Consider the following 15,235-nt stretch of genomic DNA (forward strand, 5'->3'; position numbering starts at 1 on the left):
GCAGTGCATTACTGGCTCCCCTCCCCCGGAATAAACCCCCTCCCCTTCTTGTTGACGTGTAAGCATCCACCAGCTCCACAACGAAAGGTACAGCCCGTGCAGAACCAAGACATCAAGTAGCTCGTCCTCGACGCCGCCCATCGCCGTCGCGCCATCAAGTTCTTCGACCCCGAGAAGAAAATCAGCGACGACGACATCAACTACATCCTCGAAATCGCCCGCCTCTCCCCCAGCTCCGTCGGCGCCCAAGGCTGGCGTTTCGTCGTCCTGCAAAACCCCGAAATCCGCGAAGCTCTCAAACCCTTCAGCTGGGGGTGCAGCCCGCCAGCTCGGCGGCGCAAGCCACTTCATCCTGCTCCTCGCCAACCGCAACATGCAGCACGACGGCCCCCATATGCAGGCGTCACTCGCCTCCCGTAACCTCTCCCCCGAAGACCACGCTAAGGCCCTCGAAACCTACAAGAGCTTCCAGGTCAACGACATGGGGCTCACCACCGACCGAGCCCTCTTCGACTGGGCCGCCAAGCAAACCTACATTGCCCTGGGCAACATGATGACCGCAGCCGCTCTCATCGGCGTTGACTCCTGCCCCATCGAAGGCTTCAACGCCGACAAGGCCAACGCCCTCCTGGCTGGACACGGCATCATCGACCCCGCAACCGAAGGCATCGTCTCTATGCTCGCCCTCGGCTACCGCACCGAAGAACTCCCCTGGCCCCAGACCCGCAAGCCCGCAGAAGAGGTCATTACCTGGGTCAACTAACAAGGCCCCAGCCCACCGCACACTTCAGGTAGCGCAGAAGCCCACCCCGTCGCCGTCCGCCCACGGACGAAAGCGGGGTGGGCTTTTTCTGTCAGCAGACAAGCTTCGGCACACCATGGCCCAAGCGCCTCGAGCATCTCATACTTGCTTTTTGCTCACCTATTTCCTCGAACCTGATGACTCTTCAATCATTAATGAGTTCCTGCTAATGTAGAACTATGTCGCACAAATGCAAGAAAGGAGCGACTATGAGCACCACCATTAGCGTTAGAACCGACGAAGAGACTAAACGCCAGGCAGAGGAACTCTTCAACGAACTAGGTCTAAACATGTCTACAGCAATCAACATGTTCATGAAGCAGGCCCTTCGCGAAAGAAGAATACCTTTCACCGTTGGGCGCCCCTACCTCAACGCGACAACTATTGCTGCCATCGAAGAAGGGCGTCGGCTCGCCCAGGACCCAAACACTCCCCGGATTAGGTCGATCGAGGAATTCAAAACTCTCATTGACGACCTATGAGATACGAGATCATCACCACCAATGCTTTCAAAAAGGGTCTAAAAGCCGCTAAAAAGCGTGGAAAAGACCTTCAGAAACTCACCGATATTGTTGAGGCTCTCGCCGAGGGCAAGCAACTCAGCGCAAAACACAAAGACCACGCGCTCACTGGAAACTACGCCGATACCCGCGAGTGCCATATCGAACCAGACTGGCTACTTATATATGAACGCATTGAGGATCAGCTGGTTCTCGTCTTGCTCAATACAGGTAGCCATTCAGACCTCTTTTGAGCACTAATTCCGGCGTCTAGCCCACCCCGCCGCCGTCCTCCCACGGACAATAACGGGGTGGGCTTTTCAATACAGAAATAGCTCCCCCCCTTGAAACCATCTTGTACAAGATGTACTTTTAAATCATGACTACAGCAACCCTCTCAGAGTTCCGTGCCAATCAAAGCGATTACATTGCGGCAGCACAAAAAGCTCCCGTAGAGCTCACTTCACGCGGGACAAAACGCCGGGCCATTGTGGTATCCCCTGAATTTTTTGACCGCGCCATCCAAGCCCTCGAAGACCAGGCCGATATCGCAGACGCCGCAAAAGCACGCTCAGAGAATGAAAGAATCAGTCACGAGGATCTACTCAAAGAACTTGGCTTGTAACCGGCGTCCATGACCTACACCATCACCTATACCCCTACCGCAGCCAAAACCCTCAAGAAGCTGGATCGGCAGGCAGCCCGACAAATAATCACAGCAATAGAAGCCCTCCAGAGCAACCCCTACCCTCAGGGAGCAATTCAACTCAAGGGTGGTGCCGGTGAACTCCGAATCCGCACAGGAAATTACAGAATTATCTACGAAGTAGAACACGGGGAACTGGTCATATTGGTGCTCAAGGTAGGGCATAGACGAGAAATTTACAGGTAAGGTACCAGTATTTCTTTTCCAGCCAAGAAAAAGGAACTACCCTAACAACCCAGCTATGGGCAGTCAGGGCCCTCTACTTATCAGTGGACGACCCCGCTAAGAATCTGACTGCCCACCAGACTCTCGCTGCGCCCATCATAGGCGTAGACACTGCGAGAATCTGGTGGGCGTTCGCTGTGTGCCCGACGCTCCAGCCCCAACAGATACCGCAAAAATACAAGGACGCCACCCCCTCGCTCCCCTGCCCAGGGGCAGGAAAGCGGGAGGCGGCGTCCGCACCCCACCTGCTAGATGGGGAAAGACAAACCTAAAAAGACTTAGGCAGCCTTGGGAGCTGAAGTGTCCTCAGGCAGGTTGTTCTTAGCGATTTCAACCAGAGCTGAGAAAGCAGCAGGCTCATTAACAGCCAGCTCAGCCAGCATACGACGGTCAACCTCAACCTCAGCAGCCTTCAGGCCCTGGATGAAACGGTTGTAGGTCAGGCCCTCAGCGCGTGCAGCTGCGTTGATACGCTGGATCCACAGACGACGGAAGTCGCCCTTCTTCTTACGACGGTGGTCGTAGCTGTATACCAGTGAGTGAGTGACCTGTTCCTTAGCCTTACGGTAAAGGCGTGAACGCTGGCCACGGTAGCCTGATGCACGATCAAGGATTACTCGGCGCTTCTTATGCGCGTTAACCGCGCGCTTCACACGTGCCACGTGTGTCTCCTAACGTCTATGTCCTACCCAGCTCAAACAACCGCTGGTGCAGGAGAGAAAATATCTACTTTTGGTGCGCCCACAAGGGGCGAAGCTTCACGAAGAAGTAAGAGCTTACTTGCCCAGCATCTTCTTGATGACCTTAGCCTGACCGCCGGTTACGATCTGGTCAGAAGCCAGACGACGGGTCAGACGGGAGGACTTGTGCTCCAGGTAGTGGCGGCGGTTGGCCTGCTGGCGCTTAACCTTGCCAGTACCGGTGAGCTTGAAGCGCTTCTTAGCACCAGAGTGGGTCTTCTGCTTCGGCATGAGCCGATTCTCCTTATCGTTCTACCCCCACCCCAATCACAGGGTGAGGAACTGAAAAACTAACAACCCTAACAGGTAGGGAAGTTTACAAGGGTGATCTGCCCGCCCCCTACGCGTCCCACAAGAGAACCCGCAAGCAACGGACGACGACCAAGCACGCAACCCTACACGAGCACGCACCCAATCGCCAAACAGTTCCTTATTCGGCCTGCGCCTGCGCCTTCAACTCAGCCGGCATAGCATCAGCCAGCGAATTAGTCACAGGAGTAGCCTCAGTGGTGTTGATGCGTTCGCGACCCTTGCGACCGCCCTGCTTCTGGCTCTCACGGCGAGCCTCCTGCTTACCGCGCAGCGGGGCAAGAACCATCACCATGTTACGACCATCAACGCGGGGGTTCGACTCAACAGTGCCGACCTCCACCAGGTCATTAGCCATACGCTCGAGCAGACGCACACCCATCTCGGGGCGCTGCTGTTCACGACCACGGAACTGAATCATAGCCTTGACCTTGTCACCACCGGCGAGGAAACGACGAGCGTGTCCCACCTTGGTTTCGTAGTCATGGGTATCAATCTTGAGGCGGAAACGAATTTCCTTCAAAGAAGCATTAACCTGCTTCTTACGAGATTCACGTGCCTTCACTGCGGCTTCGTACTTGTACTTGCCGAAGTCCATCAGCTTGCACACAGGCGGCTTAGCGTTCGGGGCAACCTCAACCAGGTCGAGGTCAGACTCCTGAGCAAGACGCAGTGCATCTTCTACACGGACAATACCAACCTGTTCACCGCCGGGGCCGACAAGGCGGACTTCCGGAACGCGAATACGGTCGTTGATGCGTGGATCGCTAATGACAAAGCTCCTGTTGCTTATTGGGGGTAAACCCCCGTGAATTTCTGTGGGAACCAAAAAGCCCCCGGTTGCGGCAAGCAAACGGGGACTCAAAACCCAACCCCAGCGCCGGGGCAAGGACGCGGTTACCCGCCGCCCTGCCGTCCGCCCACCTGATAAGCCAGGGAGGAACACTGGGGAGTAACCCGACCACCTAGCGCGGTGGAGCAGGTGGGAACAGAAGTTCCGCTTGCATACAGGCCTTAACATTACTGGGTTATGGCCAGATTATCAAGGGTTAATGGCGTGTGACGCCTGATTCACGGTCGCGGGGAAAGGTGTGAGATTCTAGTAACTATGAGCAACGAAACCAGCTACCGCTTTGAAGAAACCCCAGGCGACGCCCAGGAGCAGAACCTCCCCGACGGACTCACCGCCGAGCAGATCGAAGAAGTCAACGCCCAAATGCGCGACATCGCCGAGGTGCCCGCCGTCGAGGTCATCACCACCGCCGCCGTCCACCTCATGAGCGCCGCCGCCGTCAAGTGCGGCCTGGCCGCCGAAGACAACGCCGACGAGCTCAAGGACCTCGATGAAGCCCGCAAGCTCATCACTGCCCTCGCCGGCTTCGTCACCGCAGCCGCCCCCGAAATCGGCTCCCAGCACGCCGCTCCCCTACGCGACGGCCTGCGCTCCCTCCAGCTGGCCTTCCGCGAAGCCTCCATCATTCCCGACGAACCCGGCAAGGGCCCCGGCGAAAAATTCACCGGCCCCGTCTTCTAAGACACCAGCTTTTAAGGAAAGAAGGACGCCACCGCCCCTACCGCCTCACACGGCGGCTAAGGCAGGTGGCGTCTTTCCTGTATCGACAAGGCTGGCCCCTAGGCTGAAGTCAGGGAAATCTGCACCGAATCAACCTGCTCAGCCAGGTACCGGTGCTCGGCCAGGCCCTGCTGCAGGGTAGCGACCGTACGGTTAACCTGTTCCTGGGTTAGTCCGGGCAGGAGCTTGAGGGTGATCTTGAGTTCCGGCCCGTGCCCGCCACCGGCAAGCACCCGGCCGTCCTCCGTTTGGCTATAGACCCCCGCCCCGGGAGCCAACTCAACAGCCACAACACCCGGCAGGGGCGTCACCAGGTCAGAAAGAATCTCAGCGACCTGCGGGTTCCGGTAGGACGGCACCCAGGGCTCCCCCTTGGCAATCGCCCAAAAGGCCGGACGACGCACCACAAAGGTCAGGGGTGCCCCCGGGTTTACCACAATCAGCTGGTTCTCATCTTCCACCGCAGACAGGGCTGTCTTCCGCATATCAGCCGCTACCGGGCGGGCCAGATCATGCCAGCTGGTCAGGGCATCCACATGGGTAAAAACGGGCAGGGCCTTACGCCCATCCGGGGCCTGAATCGAAACCAGGGCCATGTCAGATTCCTTATCTGACACCAGCCCCTGCTCCGTAATCTCAGCCTGCGACAGCTGGGCCACCACCGGGGCAAAAATCCGCACCGACCGCAGGGCATCCACCACGGCCACCTCATCGACCTCGCCAGCGGCGAAAGCATCGAGAACTTTTTGCAGGGCGGGGTCGGTTCTGCCGTCATCGCCGGGGAACTGGTGGGTGTGGCTAGTGCCCTCCCCCAGGTTGCGCCCCTCCCAGGGCTGGCCCCCGGTATCGGTCTTTTGACCGGCGGACGCCAGCTGGGCAGCAATATGGGCAGGAAGCTCCCGGCGGGGTGCACTAGGGTCTCCGGGGTTGCCGTGCCCATGGGTATGGGCGCGGTGGACGCGATCAGAAAAGTCAGTCACTAGGGGCGACCTGCAACGTCCAGGGCCTCGCCCAAGGTGAACTTACCGGCATACAGGGCCTTACCGGTAATCGCACCCTCCACGCCGAAGGGCACCATGGTGCGCAGGGCAGCAATGTCATCGAGGGTGGCAATGCCGCCAGAAGCCACCACGGGCTTATCGGTACGTTCAGCCACCTTACGCAGCAGCTCCAGGTTGGGGCCCTGCAGGGTGCCGTCCTTGGTGACGTCAGTGACCACATAGCGGGCACAGCCGTCCTCGTTCAGACGATCCAGGACCTCCCAGAGGTTGCCTCCCTCCTGGGTCCAGCCACGGGCAGCCAGAGTCTCCCCGCGCACGTCCAGGCCCACCGCAATGACATCCCCATACTGGGCAATCACCTTGCGGGTCCACTCCGGGTTCTCCAGGGCAGCAGTCCCCAGGTTAATACGGGCCGGGTTCAGTGACAGGGCCCGCTCCAGGGACTCGTCATCACGAATGCCACCAGACATCTCAATCTTAATGGACAGCTCCTGGGCGACCTCAGTGAGGATCGCAATGTTATCGCCACGGCCAAAAGCAGCGTCCAAGTCAACCAGGTGCAGCCACTCAGCACCAGCGTTCTGCCACTCCAGGGCAGCTTCAACGGGGGAACCGTAACTGGTTTCAGAACCGGCCTCGCCCTGCACCAGGCGCACAGCCTGGCCGTTGGCAACGTCAACAGCGGGAAGGAGTTCGAGTCGCTGAGTCATGTGTTCTCCTAGGGGTTTATTCAATCAGAGGTCAATTTTATGAGCTGTAGTTCATCACTACATACAGGCCGTAACCGGCAAAGGCCAGGCCAACAAGCAGGAGCACAGCCTGGGCGACCCAGGTAATTTTCTGCTTATAGAAGGAGTAGGCGCCGCCCACAAACATCATGCCCACAGTCATCAGGAGCAGGCCAGAGGTTGTTGCTGACATATCGGCCTAGCCCTCCTGGGGAAGACGGCCGGTGACGGGCAGGGAGGCAATCCAGTTCTTGAGCAGACGGATCCCGGCCTCCCCTGACTTCTCAGGGTGGAACTGGGTGGCAGCCAGGGGGCCGTTTTCAACGGCGGCAATGAAGTCACCGCCGTGGTTGGCCCAGGTGACCTGCGGCGGCAACATGGCTTCGTTGTTCTGGTCAAAGGTCCAGTCCTGCACCCCGTAGGAGTGAACGAAGTAGAAGCGTTCGTTTTCAATGCCCTTGAAGAGGGTGGAGCCCTCGGGCACCCGCACGGTGTTCCAGCCCATGTGGGGCACCACATCGGCCTTGAGCTTCTCTACCGTACCGGGCCATTCGCCCAGGCCGTCGGCTTCGATTCCGTGCTCAACACCCTTTTCGAACATGACCTGCAGGCCCACGCAGATACCCAGGACGGGGCGGCCACCGGCCACCCGGCGTCCGATCATGCGAATAGCGTCTGCCTGGCGCAGGCCGTCCATGACAGCCTTGAAGGCACCAACACCGGGAACGAGGAGCCCGTCGGCACCCAAGACATCGGCCTCAGCGCGGGAAAGAACCACATGCGCCCCGGCTTCTTCCAGGGCCCGGACGGCCGAGCGCACGTTTCCGGCCCCGTAGTCGAGGACGGTGACGGTCGGCTTCTGCTGCGCCTCAACCATTTAGAGGGCCCCCTTGGTGGAGGGGATACCGGCGTGGCGGGGATCAGGCTCAACAGCCTCGCGCAGGGCGCGGGCCAGGGCCTTGAACTGGGCTTCGGCAATGTGGTGGGGGTCGCGGCCACCCAGCAGGGTGATGTGCAGGCAGATACCGGCATGGTAGGCAAAGGCCTCAAAGACGTGACGCACCATCGACCCGGTGAAGTGCCCGCCGATCAGGTGGTATTCGAAACCGGCAGGTTCCCCGGTGTGTACCAGGTAGGGGCGGCCAGAGATATCAACGACGGCGGAGGCCAGGGCTTCGTCCAGGGGGACGGTGGCAGTACCGAAGCGGCGGATCCCGGCCTTATCACCCAGAGCCTGGCGGAGTACCTCACCCAGGACGATGCCGGTATCTTCAACAGTGTGGTGGACATCGATGTGGGTGTCGCCGGAGCACTTGATGGTCATGTCAATCAGGGAGTGCTTGGACAGGGCCGTGAGCATGTGGTCATAGAAGGGAACGCCGGTGTCGATGTCTGAGACGCCGGTGCCGTCGAGGTTGATTTCGACGCTGACGGAGGACTCGCTGGTGCTGCGTTCCATCTTGGCAATGCGGGGGCCAAGGCCGGTGGAGCTGGTGGTGGGTACTGCCATGGTTACCTCTTCACGTGGGGGGGGTTCTGGTGATGTTTTTAGGGTTCGGGGGCCGGGGCCGGGCCTAGCGTTCGAACCGGTTGATGTAGTCGGTTAGGTGGTCTAGGAAGGCGGTGGTTTCGTCCTTGGTTCCGGCGGTGACGCGCAGGTAGCCGGGAATCCCGTTATCTCGGACCAGGACGCCCTGTTCCAGCAGGTAGGACCAGGCGGCCTTTTCGTCCTTGAGCCCGCCGAAGAAGACGAAGTTGGAATCAGAGACTGCCGGTTCCAGACCAAGGCTGGTGAGATGTTCAACAATTCGGTCGCGCTGGGAGCGGATGTCGTCGACGTTTGCCAGCAGCTGGGTGCGGTGCCGTAGGGCAGCCACGGCGGTGGCCTGGGTGACGGCGGAGAGGTGGTAGGGCAGGCGGACCAGGCGGACGGCGTCGGCCACGGCCGGGTCTGCCGCAAAGTAGCCCAGGCGGGCACCGGCCAGGGCGAAAGCCTTCGACATGGTGCGGGTTACGATCAGGTGGGGGCGGCCCGGGAGTAGGGTCAGGGCGTTCTTAGACCTGTCCTGGGCAAATTCTGCGTAGGCTTCGTCCACGACGACGATACCCCCGTAGGCGTAGACTGCCTCGTAGACCGCTTCAATGACCTCTAGGTCCAGGCCGGTGCCGGTGGGGTTGTTGGGTGAGCAGAGAATGACGATATTGGGCTGGTGTTCCTGAATCTGCTGGACGGCTGATTCTTTGGTCAGGGAGTAGTCATCGGCCCGGTGGCCAGCGATAAAGGCGGTGTTGGTTCCGTCTGCCAGCAGGGGATACATGGAGTAGGTGGGCACGAAGCTCATGACTGATCGACCGGGGCCACCGAAAACCTGCATAATCTGCTGGAGGATTTCGTTAGAGCCGTTAGCTGCCCAGATATGGGCAGGGGTCAGGCCGTGGCCCAGGTAGGAGGCCAGTTCCTCGCGCAGGGTGTCGAACTCGCGGTCAGGGTACCGGTTGAGGGTCACCGCCGCTTGAGCTACATCCCGGGTGATGGCGTCGATAACATCCTGCGGCATGGGGTGGGTGTTCTCGTTGACGTTGAGGGTTACCGGAACGTCAATCATGGGTGCCCCATAGGGGGAACGGCCGCGAAGGTCATCACGCAGGGGCAGGGCGTCGAGGGTGTAGGAAGTTTCAGTCACTCCCTCAGTGTACCGACCGGCCCCATGCTCTGCATTTTTGTTTCAAAGCCTGGCACGCCCGAGCCCAGATAGCCCAGACTGCCTGCTTACTTGGTATAGGTTGGCACAACCAGCTTCTGGCCGGGAACCAGCTTGGCGGTGGTGAGGTCGTTGATTTCCATAATCTGGTTGATGACATCGCGGCTGTCGAGGCCAGGGGCAATATCTTCAGCAATCGTCCAGAGGTTATCCCCGTGATAGACCGTGACGGTCTGGCTACCGGCGGGGGAAATATCGAGATCGGAGCTGGTTGCGGGAGTCGGCATCAGCATGGTGAGCGCCCCGATCACCATGAGGGCAAGAAGGGTAAGGACGGGCAGCCCCCGGAAGACAAAGCGGCCGCGTCGGGTCAATCGGATTCGGCCCCCAAAAGGCTGGGCCGCGCTTGAGGCGATAGCACTCATAGGTCGTTCTCCTGATTCTTCCACAGACCTTCAACCAGAAGTAGAAAGTCTGTTCTAATAACTCTTCGTATATATGTTCTATCAGAAAATTCGAACGGAGTCGAGAAAAATTAGAACAAATGTTTGAATAACCTGTCAGTTTGGCATAGTCTTAGAAGACCAGAAGATAGTGAAGACCAGGTGCCTGACATTTTAAGAAAGCCCCTCCTTCACCTTAAGAACCTTGAGCTGCCCCTGCAGGAGCTTTCGACAAGGAATGGCCAGCCGCCGTCGCCTTGAGCCAGCTACCGTACAGGGCACCACAACCGAGAAGAGACGAGATACCGTGAGCGACCGTAATCCGCAGACTCCGGCCAGCCCGCCCACCCGGAGCTCTCGCCCCCTAACTGCCCGTCAGCAGAAGATTTTGGATGCCATTTCGGCCGCTATCGACGAGCATGGCTACCCGCCCTCCATGCGGGAAATTGGTGACCTTGTGGGGCTGGCTTCTCTCTCCTCTGTGACCCACCAGCTCTCCCGGCTCGAAGACATGGGCTACATTCGCAGGGACCCTAAGCGTCCCCGCGCCATCGAGGTTCTCTCCGACTCCCAGGCAGATGATCCCCAGCCTGAAACCAACGTCATTCAACTTCCTGTAGTGCCCCAGTTCGCCCAGACCAGCGATAACCTGGCCACGGTTCCCCTGGTTGGCCGCATCGCCGCTGGTGTCCCTATTTCAGCTGAGCAGGCGGTTGAGGACGTCATGACCCTCCCCCGTCAGCTCGTGGGCCAGGGGGATCTCTTCATGCTCCGCGTCAAGGGTGATTCCATGGTTGACGCTGCAATTTGTGATGGGGACTGGGTTGTCGTCCGCGCCCAGCAGACCGCACAGAACGGTGACATCGTTGCTGCCCTGCTCGACGACGAGGCTACCGTCAAGACCTTCCGGCAGCGGGACGGCCACACCTGGCTCCTACCCCAGAACACCCAGTACGAACCCATCCTGGGCGATACCGCAACCATCATGGGCAAGGTCGTCTCCGTCCTCCGTAGCCTATAAATCTCCGCCTTCTCGATGCTCACAGTAAAGCGCCCTACCACCTATCACGGTGGTAGGGCGCTTCTTGTTTGCGTGCCTTCTAACCTAGCCCTTGGCTCGGGCTGGGCCTGCCAGAACAGCTACTGGGCGTCTATTGACTGTTTGAGTCGCTCCAAGGCCCCCACAACAACATCTGTGCGGGTGGTCGTCCAGAAGGGTGGCAGGGACTTGACCAGGTAGCTACCATAGCGCTGGGTTGCAATCCGGGAGTCCAGCACAGCAACCACGCCGCGGTCCCCAATAGAGCGCACCAGGCGTCCGGCCCCCTGGGCCATGCGGACGGCCGCGTGATAGGCAGAAACAGCCATGAAGCCATTGCCCCCGGCGGCAGCTACCGCCCGTGAACGCGCCTGGGAGAGCGGGTCGTCAGGGCGGGGGAAGGGGATCCGGTCCATCATGACCAGCCGGCAGGAGTCCCCCGGAACGTCCACACCCTGCCAGAGGCTCATGGTGCCAAAGAGGCAGGAGTTCGTATCCTCACTGAATTCCTGGACGAGGGCCCGCAGGGAGGACTCGCCCTGCAGCAGAATATTCAGGTCGGTGCGCTCTCGCACATACTCGGCAGCCAGTTCAGCCCCGCGTTTTGAGGAGAACAGCCCCAGGGCCCCTCCCCCGGAGGCGGTGACCAGTTCAACGATCCGGTCTAGCTGCTCTACTGAAACACCCCGGCCGGGTTTGGGCAGGTCAGCGGCCAGGTAAAGCACCCCCTGCTTGGGGTAGTCAAAGGGGGAGCCGACGTCAATCCCGTCCCAGCGGGGGGCGTCCTTACCCATCAGGCCCAGGGCCCCGGCAGCGGCGTCGAAACTCTCACCGACGGTCAGGGTGGCGGAGGTCAGCACCACGGTGCGGTTCTCGAAGAGGCCCTCGCGCAGGTGACCTGCTACCGAGATGGGGGCAATGTGCAAGGTGGCCGGGTCGTCGTCCCGGGCAGCTACATAGCCCTTTCCAGGTTCCCAGGAACCGGTGCGGGACACCCAGATGACCTGGTAGAGGGGGTCTGCGGTCAGCATTTTTTCTGAGGTTTCGTGCACCTCGGTCAGGGCGGCCCGGGCCATCTGACGGCCGGCGTCGCCGTCCTTATCCCCGCCCTTGGTGTCGGTCAGGGCCTGACGGGCGGCGTCGCGTACCCGCTCCATGGCGGCAGCGACACGCTCGGGCAGGCCCTTGGGCATGAACTCGGCAGGGATACCGTTGAGGGCCTCATCCAGGGCCAGCGCGGCCTGTTCCAGGGCCTTGTGGTCGGCGTCGGTGTGCCGTTTGAGGCTGCGGGCGACCTTGGTAATGGCTGCCGGGGAGAGGACGCCGGTGACGGCCCCGGTGACGCGGTCGGCTAGTTCGTGGGCTTCGTCGATGATGGCGATGTCGTGATCGGGGAGCACTGCTGCGCCCTCAAAGGCGTTGATGGCCAGCAGGGCGTGGTTGGTGATGACGATGTCTGATTCGGCGGCGCGGGTGCGGGCCATTTCGCTGAAACATTCTTCGACAAGGGGGCATTTTTTGCCCAGACATTCTGAGGCGGTGACAGCTACCTGCCGCCAGGCCCTGTCGCTGACGCCGGGCATGAGTTCGTCGCGGTCTCCGGTGTCGGTGGTGTTAGCCCATTCGCGTAGGCGCAGCACCTCCTCCCCTAGCTTTCCTGCGGGTCCGGCCTGCCCGGGGCCGTCCAGGTCGAAGAGGGTGTCACCCTCGTCTTCAGGGTAGCCGCCTTCAAGTTTGTGGAGGCAGACGTAGTTGTTGCGACCCTTGAGGATGGCGACGTCGGTTTCGTGTTCGGGTTCGTCGCCTAGGGATTCGAGCAGGCGGGGGATGTCGCGGTTGACGATCTGGGATTGGAGGGCCAGGGTTGCGGTGGCTACGATGATGGGTTTGTCGCTGGTTTGGGCGGCGTGCAGGGCCGGGACCAGGTAGCCCAGGGATTTGCCGGTGCCGGTGCCTGCCTGCACTAGCAGGTGCTTGTGGGTGTCGAGGGCGCGGGCGACGTGGGCGGCCATGGTGCGCTGGCCGGGGCGTTGCTGGCCGCCGGAGCGTTCTACGACGGTGTCCAGCAGGTGCAGGACGGGCTTGGCCCCGGGCAGGGTTTCGGGTTCCTGCCCGGTGGGTGCGGTGATGGGCTGGTTCATGAGCGGACGGTTTCGACAGCCCCAGCCGCAATGGCCTCGTCGATTTCGGGTTGGAGGACTTCCAGGAGTTCGTCGTCCAGCTGGTATTGGGCCAGTTCAGAGGCTACTTCGTCGCGGACCAGGGCCTGTACGTAGGTGCCGTCCTGTACGAAGGCCGTGCGTACAATTTCGGCGTCCCATTCGTGCAGGCGGGAGACTACCCCACCGGCGGAGAAGGGCACCAGCAGGTTGAGTTCGATGGAGGGGCGGGGGATGGTGTCTGCGATTTTCTGCTGGAGTTCTTCGATTCCCTCACCGGTGCGGGCAGAGACCACAACGTGGTTGGGCTCTTTTTGGCGCAGGCGCTCAATGACGAAGGGGTCAGCGGCGTCGGCCTTGTTGAGCACGATGATTTCGGGGATGTTTTGGGCGTCTACCTCGGTAATCACCTGGCGCACCGAATGAATCTGTCCCTCGGGGTCGGGGTGGGAGACATCCACGACGTGAACGATCACATCTGCGTCGGCCACCTCTTCCAGGGTGGAGCGGAAGGCCTCCACCAGCTGGGTGGGCAGGGCCCGCACGAAGCCGACGGTGTCAGACAGGGTGTAGCCGACGCCGTCCGGGGTTTGGGCCTTGCGGACGGTGGGGTCAAGGGTGGCAAAGAGGGCGTTTTCGACCAGGACGCCAGCGTCAGTCAGGCGGTTGAGCAAGGAGGACTTACCGGCGTTGGTGTACCCGGCAATGGCGACGGACGGCACCCGGTTGCGTTTGCGGTTGAGGCGCTTGGTTTCGCGGGCAGGGGCCATGGCCGCAATCTCTCGCTTGAGCTTGGCCATGCGGGCGCGGAGGCGGCGGCGGTCCAGCTCAATCTTGGTTTCACCGGGGCCACGGGAACCGATGCCCTCACCACCGGCGGCCCGGCCACCGGCCTGACGGGACAGGGAGGCACCCCAACCGCGCAGACGCGGCAGCATGTATTCAAGCTGGGCCAGTTCCACCTGGGCCTTACCCTCACGGGATTTGGCGTGCTGGGCAAAAATATCCAGAATCAGGGCAGTGCGGTCAATGACCTTGACCTTGATGATGTCTTCAATGGCGCGACGCTGGGAGGGGGCCAGTTCGGCGTCCACAATGACGGTATCTGCCCCGGTAGCCTCCACAATGTCCTTGAGTTCCAGCACCTTACCGGAGCCCAGGTAGGTGCCCGGGTCGGGCTTGAGGCGGCGCTGCACCAGGCCGTCCAAAACCTCAGAACCCGCGGTCTCAGCTAGAGCAGCCAGCTCACGCAGGGAATTTTCGGCTTCTTCCAGGGTGCCTTCAGACCAGACACCAGCTAGTACCACCCGTTCCAGGCGCAGCTGGCGGTATTCGACCTCGGTGACGTCATCGAGTTCGGTTGAGAGCCCGGCGACGCGGCGCAGGGCCCGGCGTTCTTCCAGGTCTACCTGGTCGCCGTCGTACTCGGAGTGCTCCTGCTGGTTATCAGAAAGTTCACGCGCTCGTTCGTCCAGGAGGCCACCGCCGCTGGTGGCCCGGCCCAGCACTCGATCTACCGTGAGGCGTAGCTGCTCGTCGGAGGGTAGTTTCGGTTCCTGGCTGGGGGTGGAGGTGTCGGTCATAGTACCTTTCAGGTGGTCGCGGTCGTCCCTCTAGTTTACCGGGCAGGCGGCGGTGCGGGTAGGCATGTATCGCGTAGAATGAACGCTTATGAGTAGTGCGCACTATTTTTCTGAAAACCCTGCCGGAGAGTTCACCCCCCAGCCCCTCACTGTTGAGCTGGCCGGACGCCGGGTTCAGGTACTCACGGCCCCCGGCATTTTTAGCCCGGGCGGGGTCGATAAGGGCACCAAGATTCTGCTCGATGAAGCCCCCGAGCCGCAGGGAACCCGCCTACTCGATATTGGGTGTGGCTGGGGCCCGATCACCCTCACCCTGGCCATGTTGGCGCCCGATGCTGAGGTCTACGGGGTTGAGGTCAATTCCCGCTCTGCCCGGCTGACCGAGATGAACGCTGAGCGCCTTGGGTTGCAGAACGTGACCGTCTCCTCCCCCGAGGGCCTCGACGAGTCCCTGACCTTTGACACGATCTGGTCCAACCCGCCGATCCGGGTGGGTAAGGACGTCCTGCACGGCATTATGCACACCTGGCTGCCCCGCCTGGCCCCCAGCGGCACCGCCTACCTGGTCGTCCAGAAAAACCTGGGCTCCGATTCCCTGCAGAAGTGGCTGGCCGACACCTTCCCCGATCTTGAGGTAGGCCGCTATGCCACCTCCAAGGGCTTTAGAATCCTAGAAGTCCACCGCCCGGAATAAAGAGAAGGGGGGCGTCTTTCACTCGTGGAAG

21 protein-coding genes are annotated in these 15,235 nt (G+C 60.8%); 9 read left to right on the plus strand and 12 right to left on the minus strand.

All coding sequences use genetic code 11. The features are described from left to right. Window positions 1–195 precede the first annotated feature (195 nt). The 6 genes from L7A15_RS10660 (at window position 196) to L7A15_RS04765 (ending at window position 2,194) form a co-directional block, all read left to right on the plus strand. On the plus strand, window positions 196–420 hold the full coding sequence (locus L7A15_RS10660; protein ID WP_272878646.1) for a nitroreductase family protein: 225 nt from the start codon (window positions 196–198) through the stop codon (window positions 418–420). Next, on the plus strand, window positions 395–763 hold the full coding sequence (locus L7A15_RS10665; RefSeq protein ID WP_237218373.1) for a nitroreductase family protein: 369 nt from the start codon (window positions 395–397) through the stop codon (window positions 761–763). Before L7A15_RS10660 ends, L7A15_RS10665 begins: the two co-directional genes overlap by 26 nt. Window positions 764–1,011: 248 nt before the next feature. Continuing rightward, a complete protein-coding gene (locus L7A15_RS04750; protein WP_237189472.1) occupies window positions 1,012–1,284 on the plus strand; it encodes a type II toxin-antitoxin system RelB/DinJ family antitoxin in 273 nt (90 codons plus the stop codon). Next, complete coding sequence (locus L7A15_RS04755; RefSeq protein WP_237189473.1) at window positions 1,281–1,556, plus strand: type II toxin-antitoxin system YafQ family toxin; 276 nt, start codon at window positions 1,281–1,283, stop codon at window positions 1,554–1,556. Before L7A15_RS04750 ends, L7A15_RS04755 begins: the two co-directional genes overlap by 4 nt. Window positions 1,557–1,681: 125 nt before the next feature. Next, a complete protein-coding gene (locus tag L7A15_RS04760; protein ID WP_237189474.1) occupies window positions 1,682–1,927 on the plus strand; it encodes a type II toxin-antitoxin system prevent-host-death family antitoxin in 246 nt (81 codons plus the stop codon). A 9-nt stretch (window positions 1,928–1,936) separates the two neighbouring features. Next, complete coding sequence (locus L7A15_RS04765) at window positions 1,937–2,194, plus strand: type II toxin-antitoxin system RelE family toxin (RefSeq protein ID WP_237189475.1); 258 nt, start codon at window positions 1,937–1,939, stop codon at window positions 2,192–2,194. Between the two features lie 317 nt (window positions 2,195–2,511). On the opposite strand, the gene rplT is transcribed toward L7A15_RS04765, so the two are convergent. The 3 genes from rplT to infC all read right to left on the minus strand — a co-directional run bounded on the left by rplT (window position 2,512) and on the right by infC (window position 4,096). Next, entirely contained in the window at window positions 2,512–2,895 is a 384-nt protein-coding gene (gene rplT, locus L7A15_RS04770) for a 50S ribosomal protein L20 (protein ID WP_135011424.1), read from the minus strand. A gap of 114 nt (window positions 2,896–3,009) precedes the next feature. Next, a complete protein-coding gene (gene rpmI, locus L7A15_RS04775) occupies window positions 3,010–3,204 on the minus strand; it encodes a 50S ribosomal protein L35 (RefSeq protein WP_135011425.1) in 195 nt (64 codons plus the stop codon). A 199-nt stretch (window positions 3,205–3,403) separates the two neighbouring features. After that, on the minus strand, window positions 3,404–4,096 hold the full coding sequence (gene infC / locus L7A15_RS04780) for a translation initiation factor IF-3 (protein WP_237189492.1): 693 nt from the start codon (window positions 4,094–4,096) through the stop codon (window positions 3,404–3,406). Window positions 4,097–4,390: 294 nt separating this feature from the next. On the opposite strand from infC, the gene L7A15_RS04785 reads away from it, so the two are divergent. Beyond that, a complete protein-coding gene (locus L7A15_RS04785) occupies window positions 4,391–4,816 on the plus strand; it encodes a DUF1844 domain-containing protein (RefSeq protein WP_237189476.1) in 426 nt (141 codons plus the stop codon). 98 nt (window positions 4,817–4,914) lie between these two features. On the opposite strand, the gene L7A15_RS04790 is transcribed toward L7A15_RS04785, so the two are convergent. From L7A15_RS04790 to L7A15_RS04820, 7 genes are all read right to left on the minus strand, one after another. Continuing rightward, on the minus strand, window positions 4,915–5,835 hold the full coding sequence (locus tag L7A15_RS04790) for an SseB family protein (protein ID WP_237189477.1): 921 nt from the start codon (window positions 5,833–5,835) through the stop codon (window positions 4,915–4,917). Further along, a complete protein-coding gene (gene priA / locus L7A15_RS04795) occupies window positions 5,835–6,566 on the minus strand; it encodes a bifunctional 1-(5-phosphoribosyl)-5-((5-phosphoribosylamino)methylideneamino)imidazole-4-carboxamide isomerase/phosphoribosylanthranilate isomerase PriA (protein ID WP_237189478.1) in 732 nt (243 codons plus the stop codon). Before priA ends, L7A15_RS04790 begins: the two co-directional genes overlap by 1 nt. A 37-nt stretch (window positions 6,567–6,603) precedes the next feature. Next, a complete protein-coding gene (locus L7A15_RS04800; RefSeq protein WP_237189479.1) occupies window positions 6,604–6,777 on the minus strand; it encodes a hypothetical protein in 174 nt (57 codons plus the stop codon). 6 nt (window positions 6,778–6,783) lie between these two features. Then, on the minus strand, window positions 6,784–7,461 hold the full coding sequence (gene hisH / locus L7A15_RS04805) for an imidazole glycerol phosphate synthase subunit HisH (RefSeq protein ID WP_237189480.1): 678 nt from the start codon (window positions 7,459–7,461) through the stop codon (window positions 6,784–6,786). Then, entirely contained in the window at window positions 7,462–8,094 is a 633-nt protein-coding gene (hisB, locus tag L7A15_RS04810) for an imidazoleglycerol-phosphate dehydratase HisB (RefSeq protein WP_237189481.1), read from the minus strand. A gap of 64 nt (window positions 8,095–8,158) precedes the next feature. Beyond that, on the minus strand, window positions 8,159–9,268 hold the full coding sequence (locus L7A15_RS04815; protein ID WP_237208274.1) for a histidinol-phosphate transaminase: 1,110 nt from the start codon (window positions 9,266–9,268) through the stop codon (window positions 8,159–8,161). 86 nt (window positions 9,269–9,354) lie between these two features. Beyond that, a complete protein-coding gene (locus L7A15_RS04820; RefSeq protein WP_237208273.1) occupies window positions 9,355–9,711 on the minus strand; it encodes a LysM peptidoglycan-binding domain-containing protein in 357 nt (118 codons plus the stop codon). Window positions 9,712–10,036: 325 nt separating this feature from the next. Between L7A15_RS04820 and lexA the strand changes: the two genes are divergently transcribed. Then, window positions 10,037–10,750, plus strand: a complete 714-nt coding sequence (gene lexA / locus L7A15_RS04825) for a transcriptional repressor LexA (protein WP_237189484.1) — start codon at window positions 10,037–10,039, stop codon at window positions 10,748–10,750. A gap of 119 nt (window positions 10,751–10,869) precedes the next feature. On the opposite strand, the gene L7A15_RS04830 is transcribed toward lexA, so the two are convergent. Together L7A15_RS04830 and hflX are read right to left on the minus strand one after the other, a co-directional pair. Next, a complete protein-coding gene (locus L7A15_RS04830) occupies window positions 10,870–12,909 on the minus strand; it encodes an ATP-dependent DNA helicase (RefSeq protein ID WP_237208272.1) in 2,040 nt (679 codons plus the stop codon). Further along, window positions 12,906–14,510: a GTPase HflX gene (hflX, locus tag L7A15_RS04835; RefSeq protein ID WP_237189486.1), complete on the minus strand. Its 1,605-nt coding sequence runs from the start codon at window positions 14,508–14,510 to the stop codon at window positions 12,906–12,908. Before hflX ends, L7A15_RS04830 begins: the two co-directional genes overlap by 4 nt. 88 nt (window positions 14,511–14,598) lie before the next feature. Here hflX and L7A15_RS04840 point away from each other — a divergent pair, with 88 nt between their 5' ends. Next, entirely contained in the window at window positions 14,599–15,204 is a 606-nt protein-coding gene (locus tag L7A15_RS04840; protein ID WP_237189487.1) for a class I SAM-dependent methyltransferase, read from the plus strand. Window positions 15,205–15,235 lie beyond the last annotated feature (31 nt).

This window comes from Rothia nasimurium (genome assembly GCF_928391935.1).
In the GTDB taxonomy this organism is placed as follows: domain Bacteria; phylum Actinomycetota; class Actinomycetes; order Actinomycetales; family Micrococcaceae; genus Rothia; species Rothia nasimurium_D.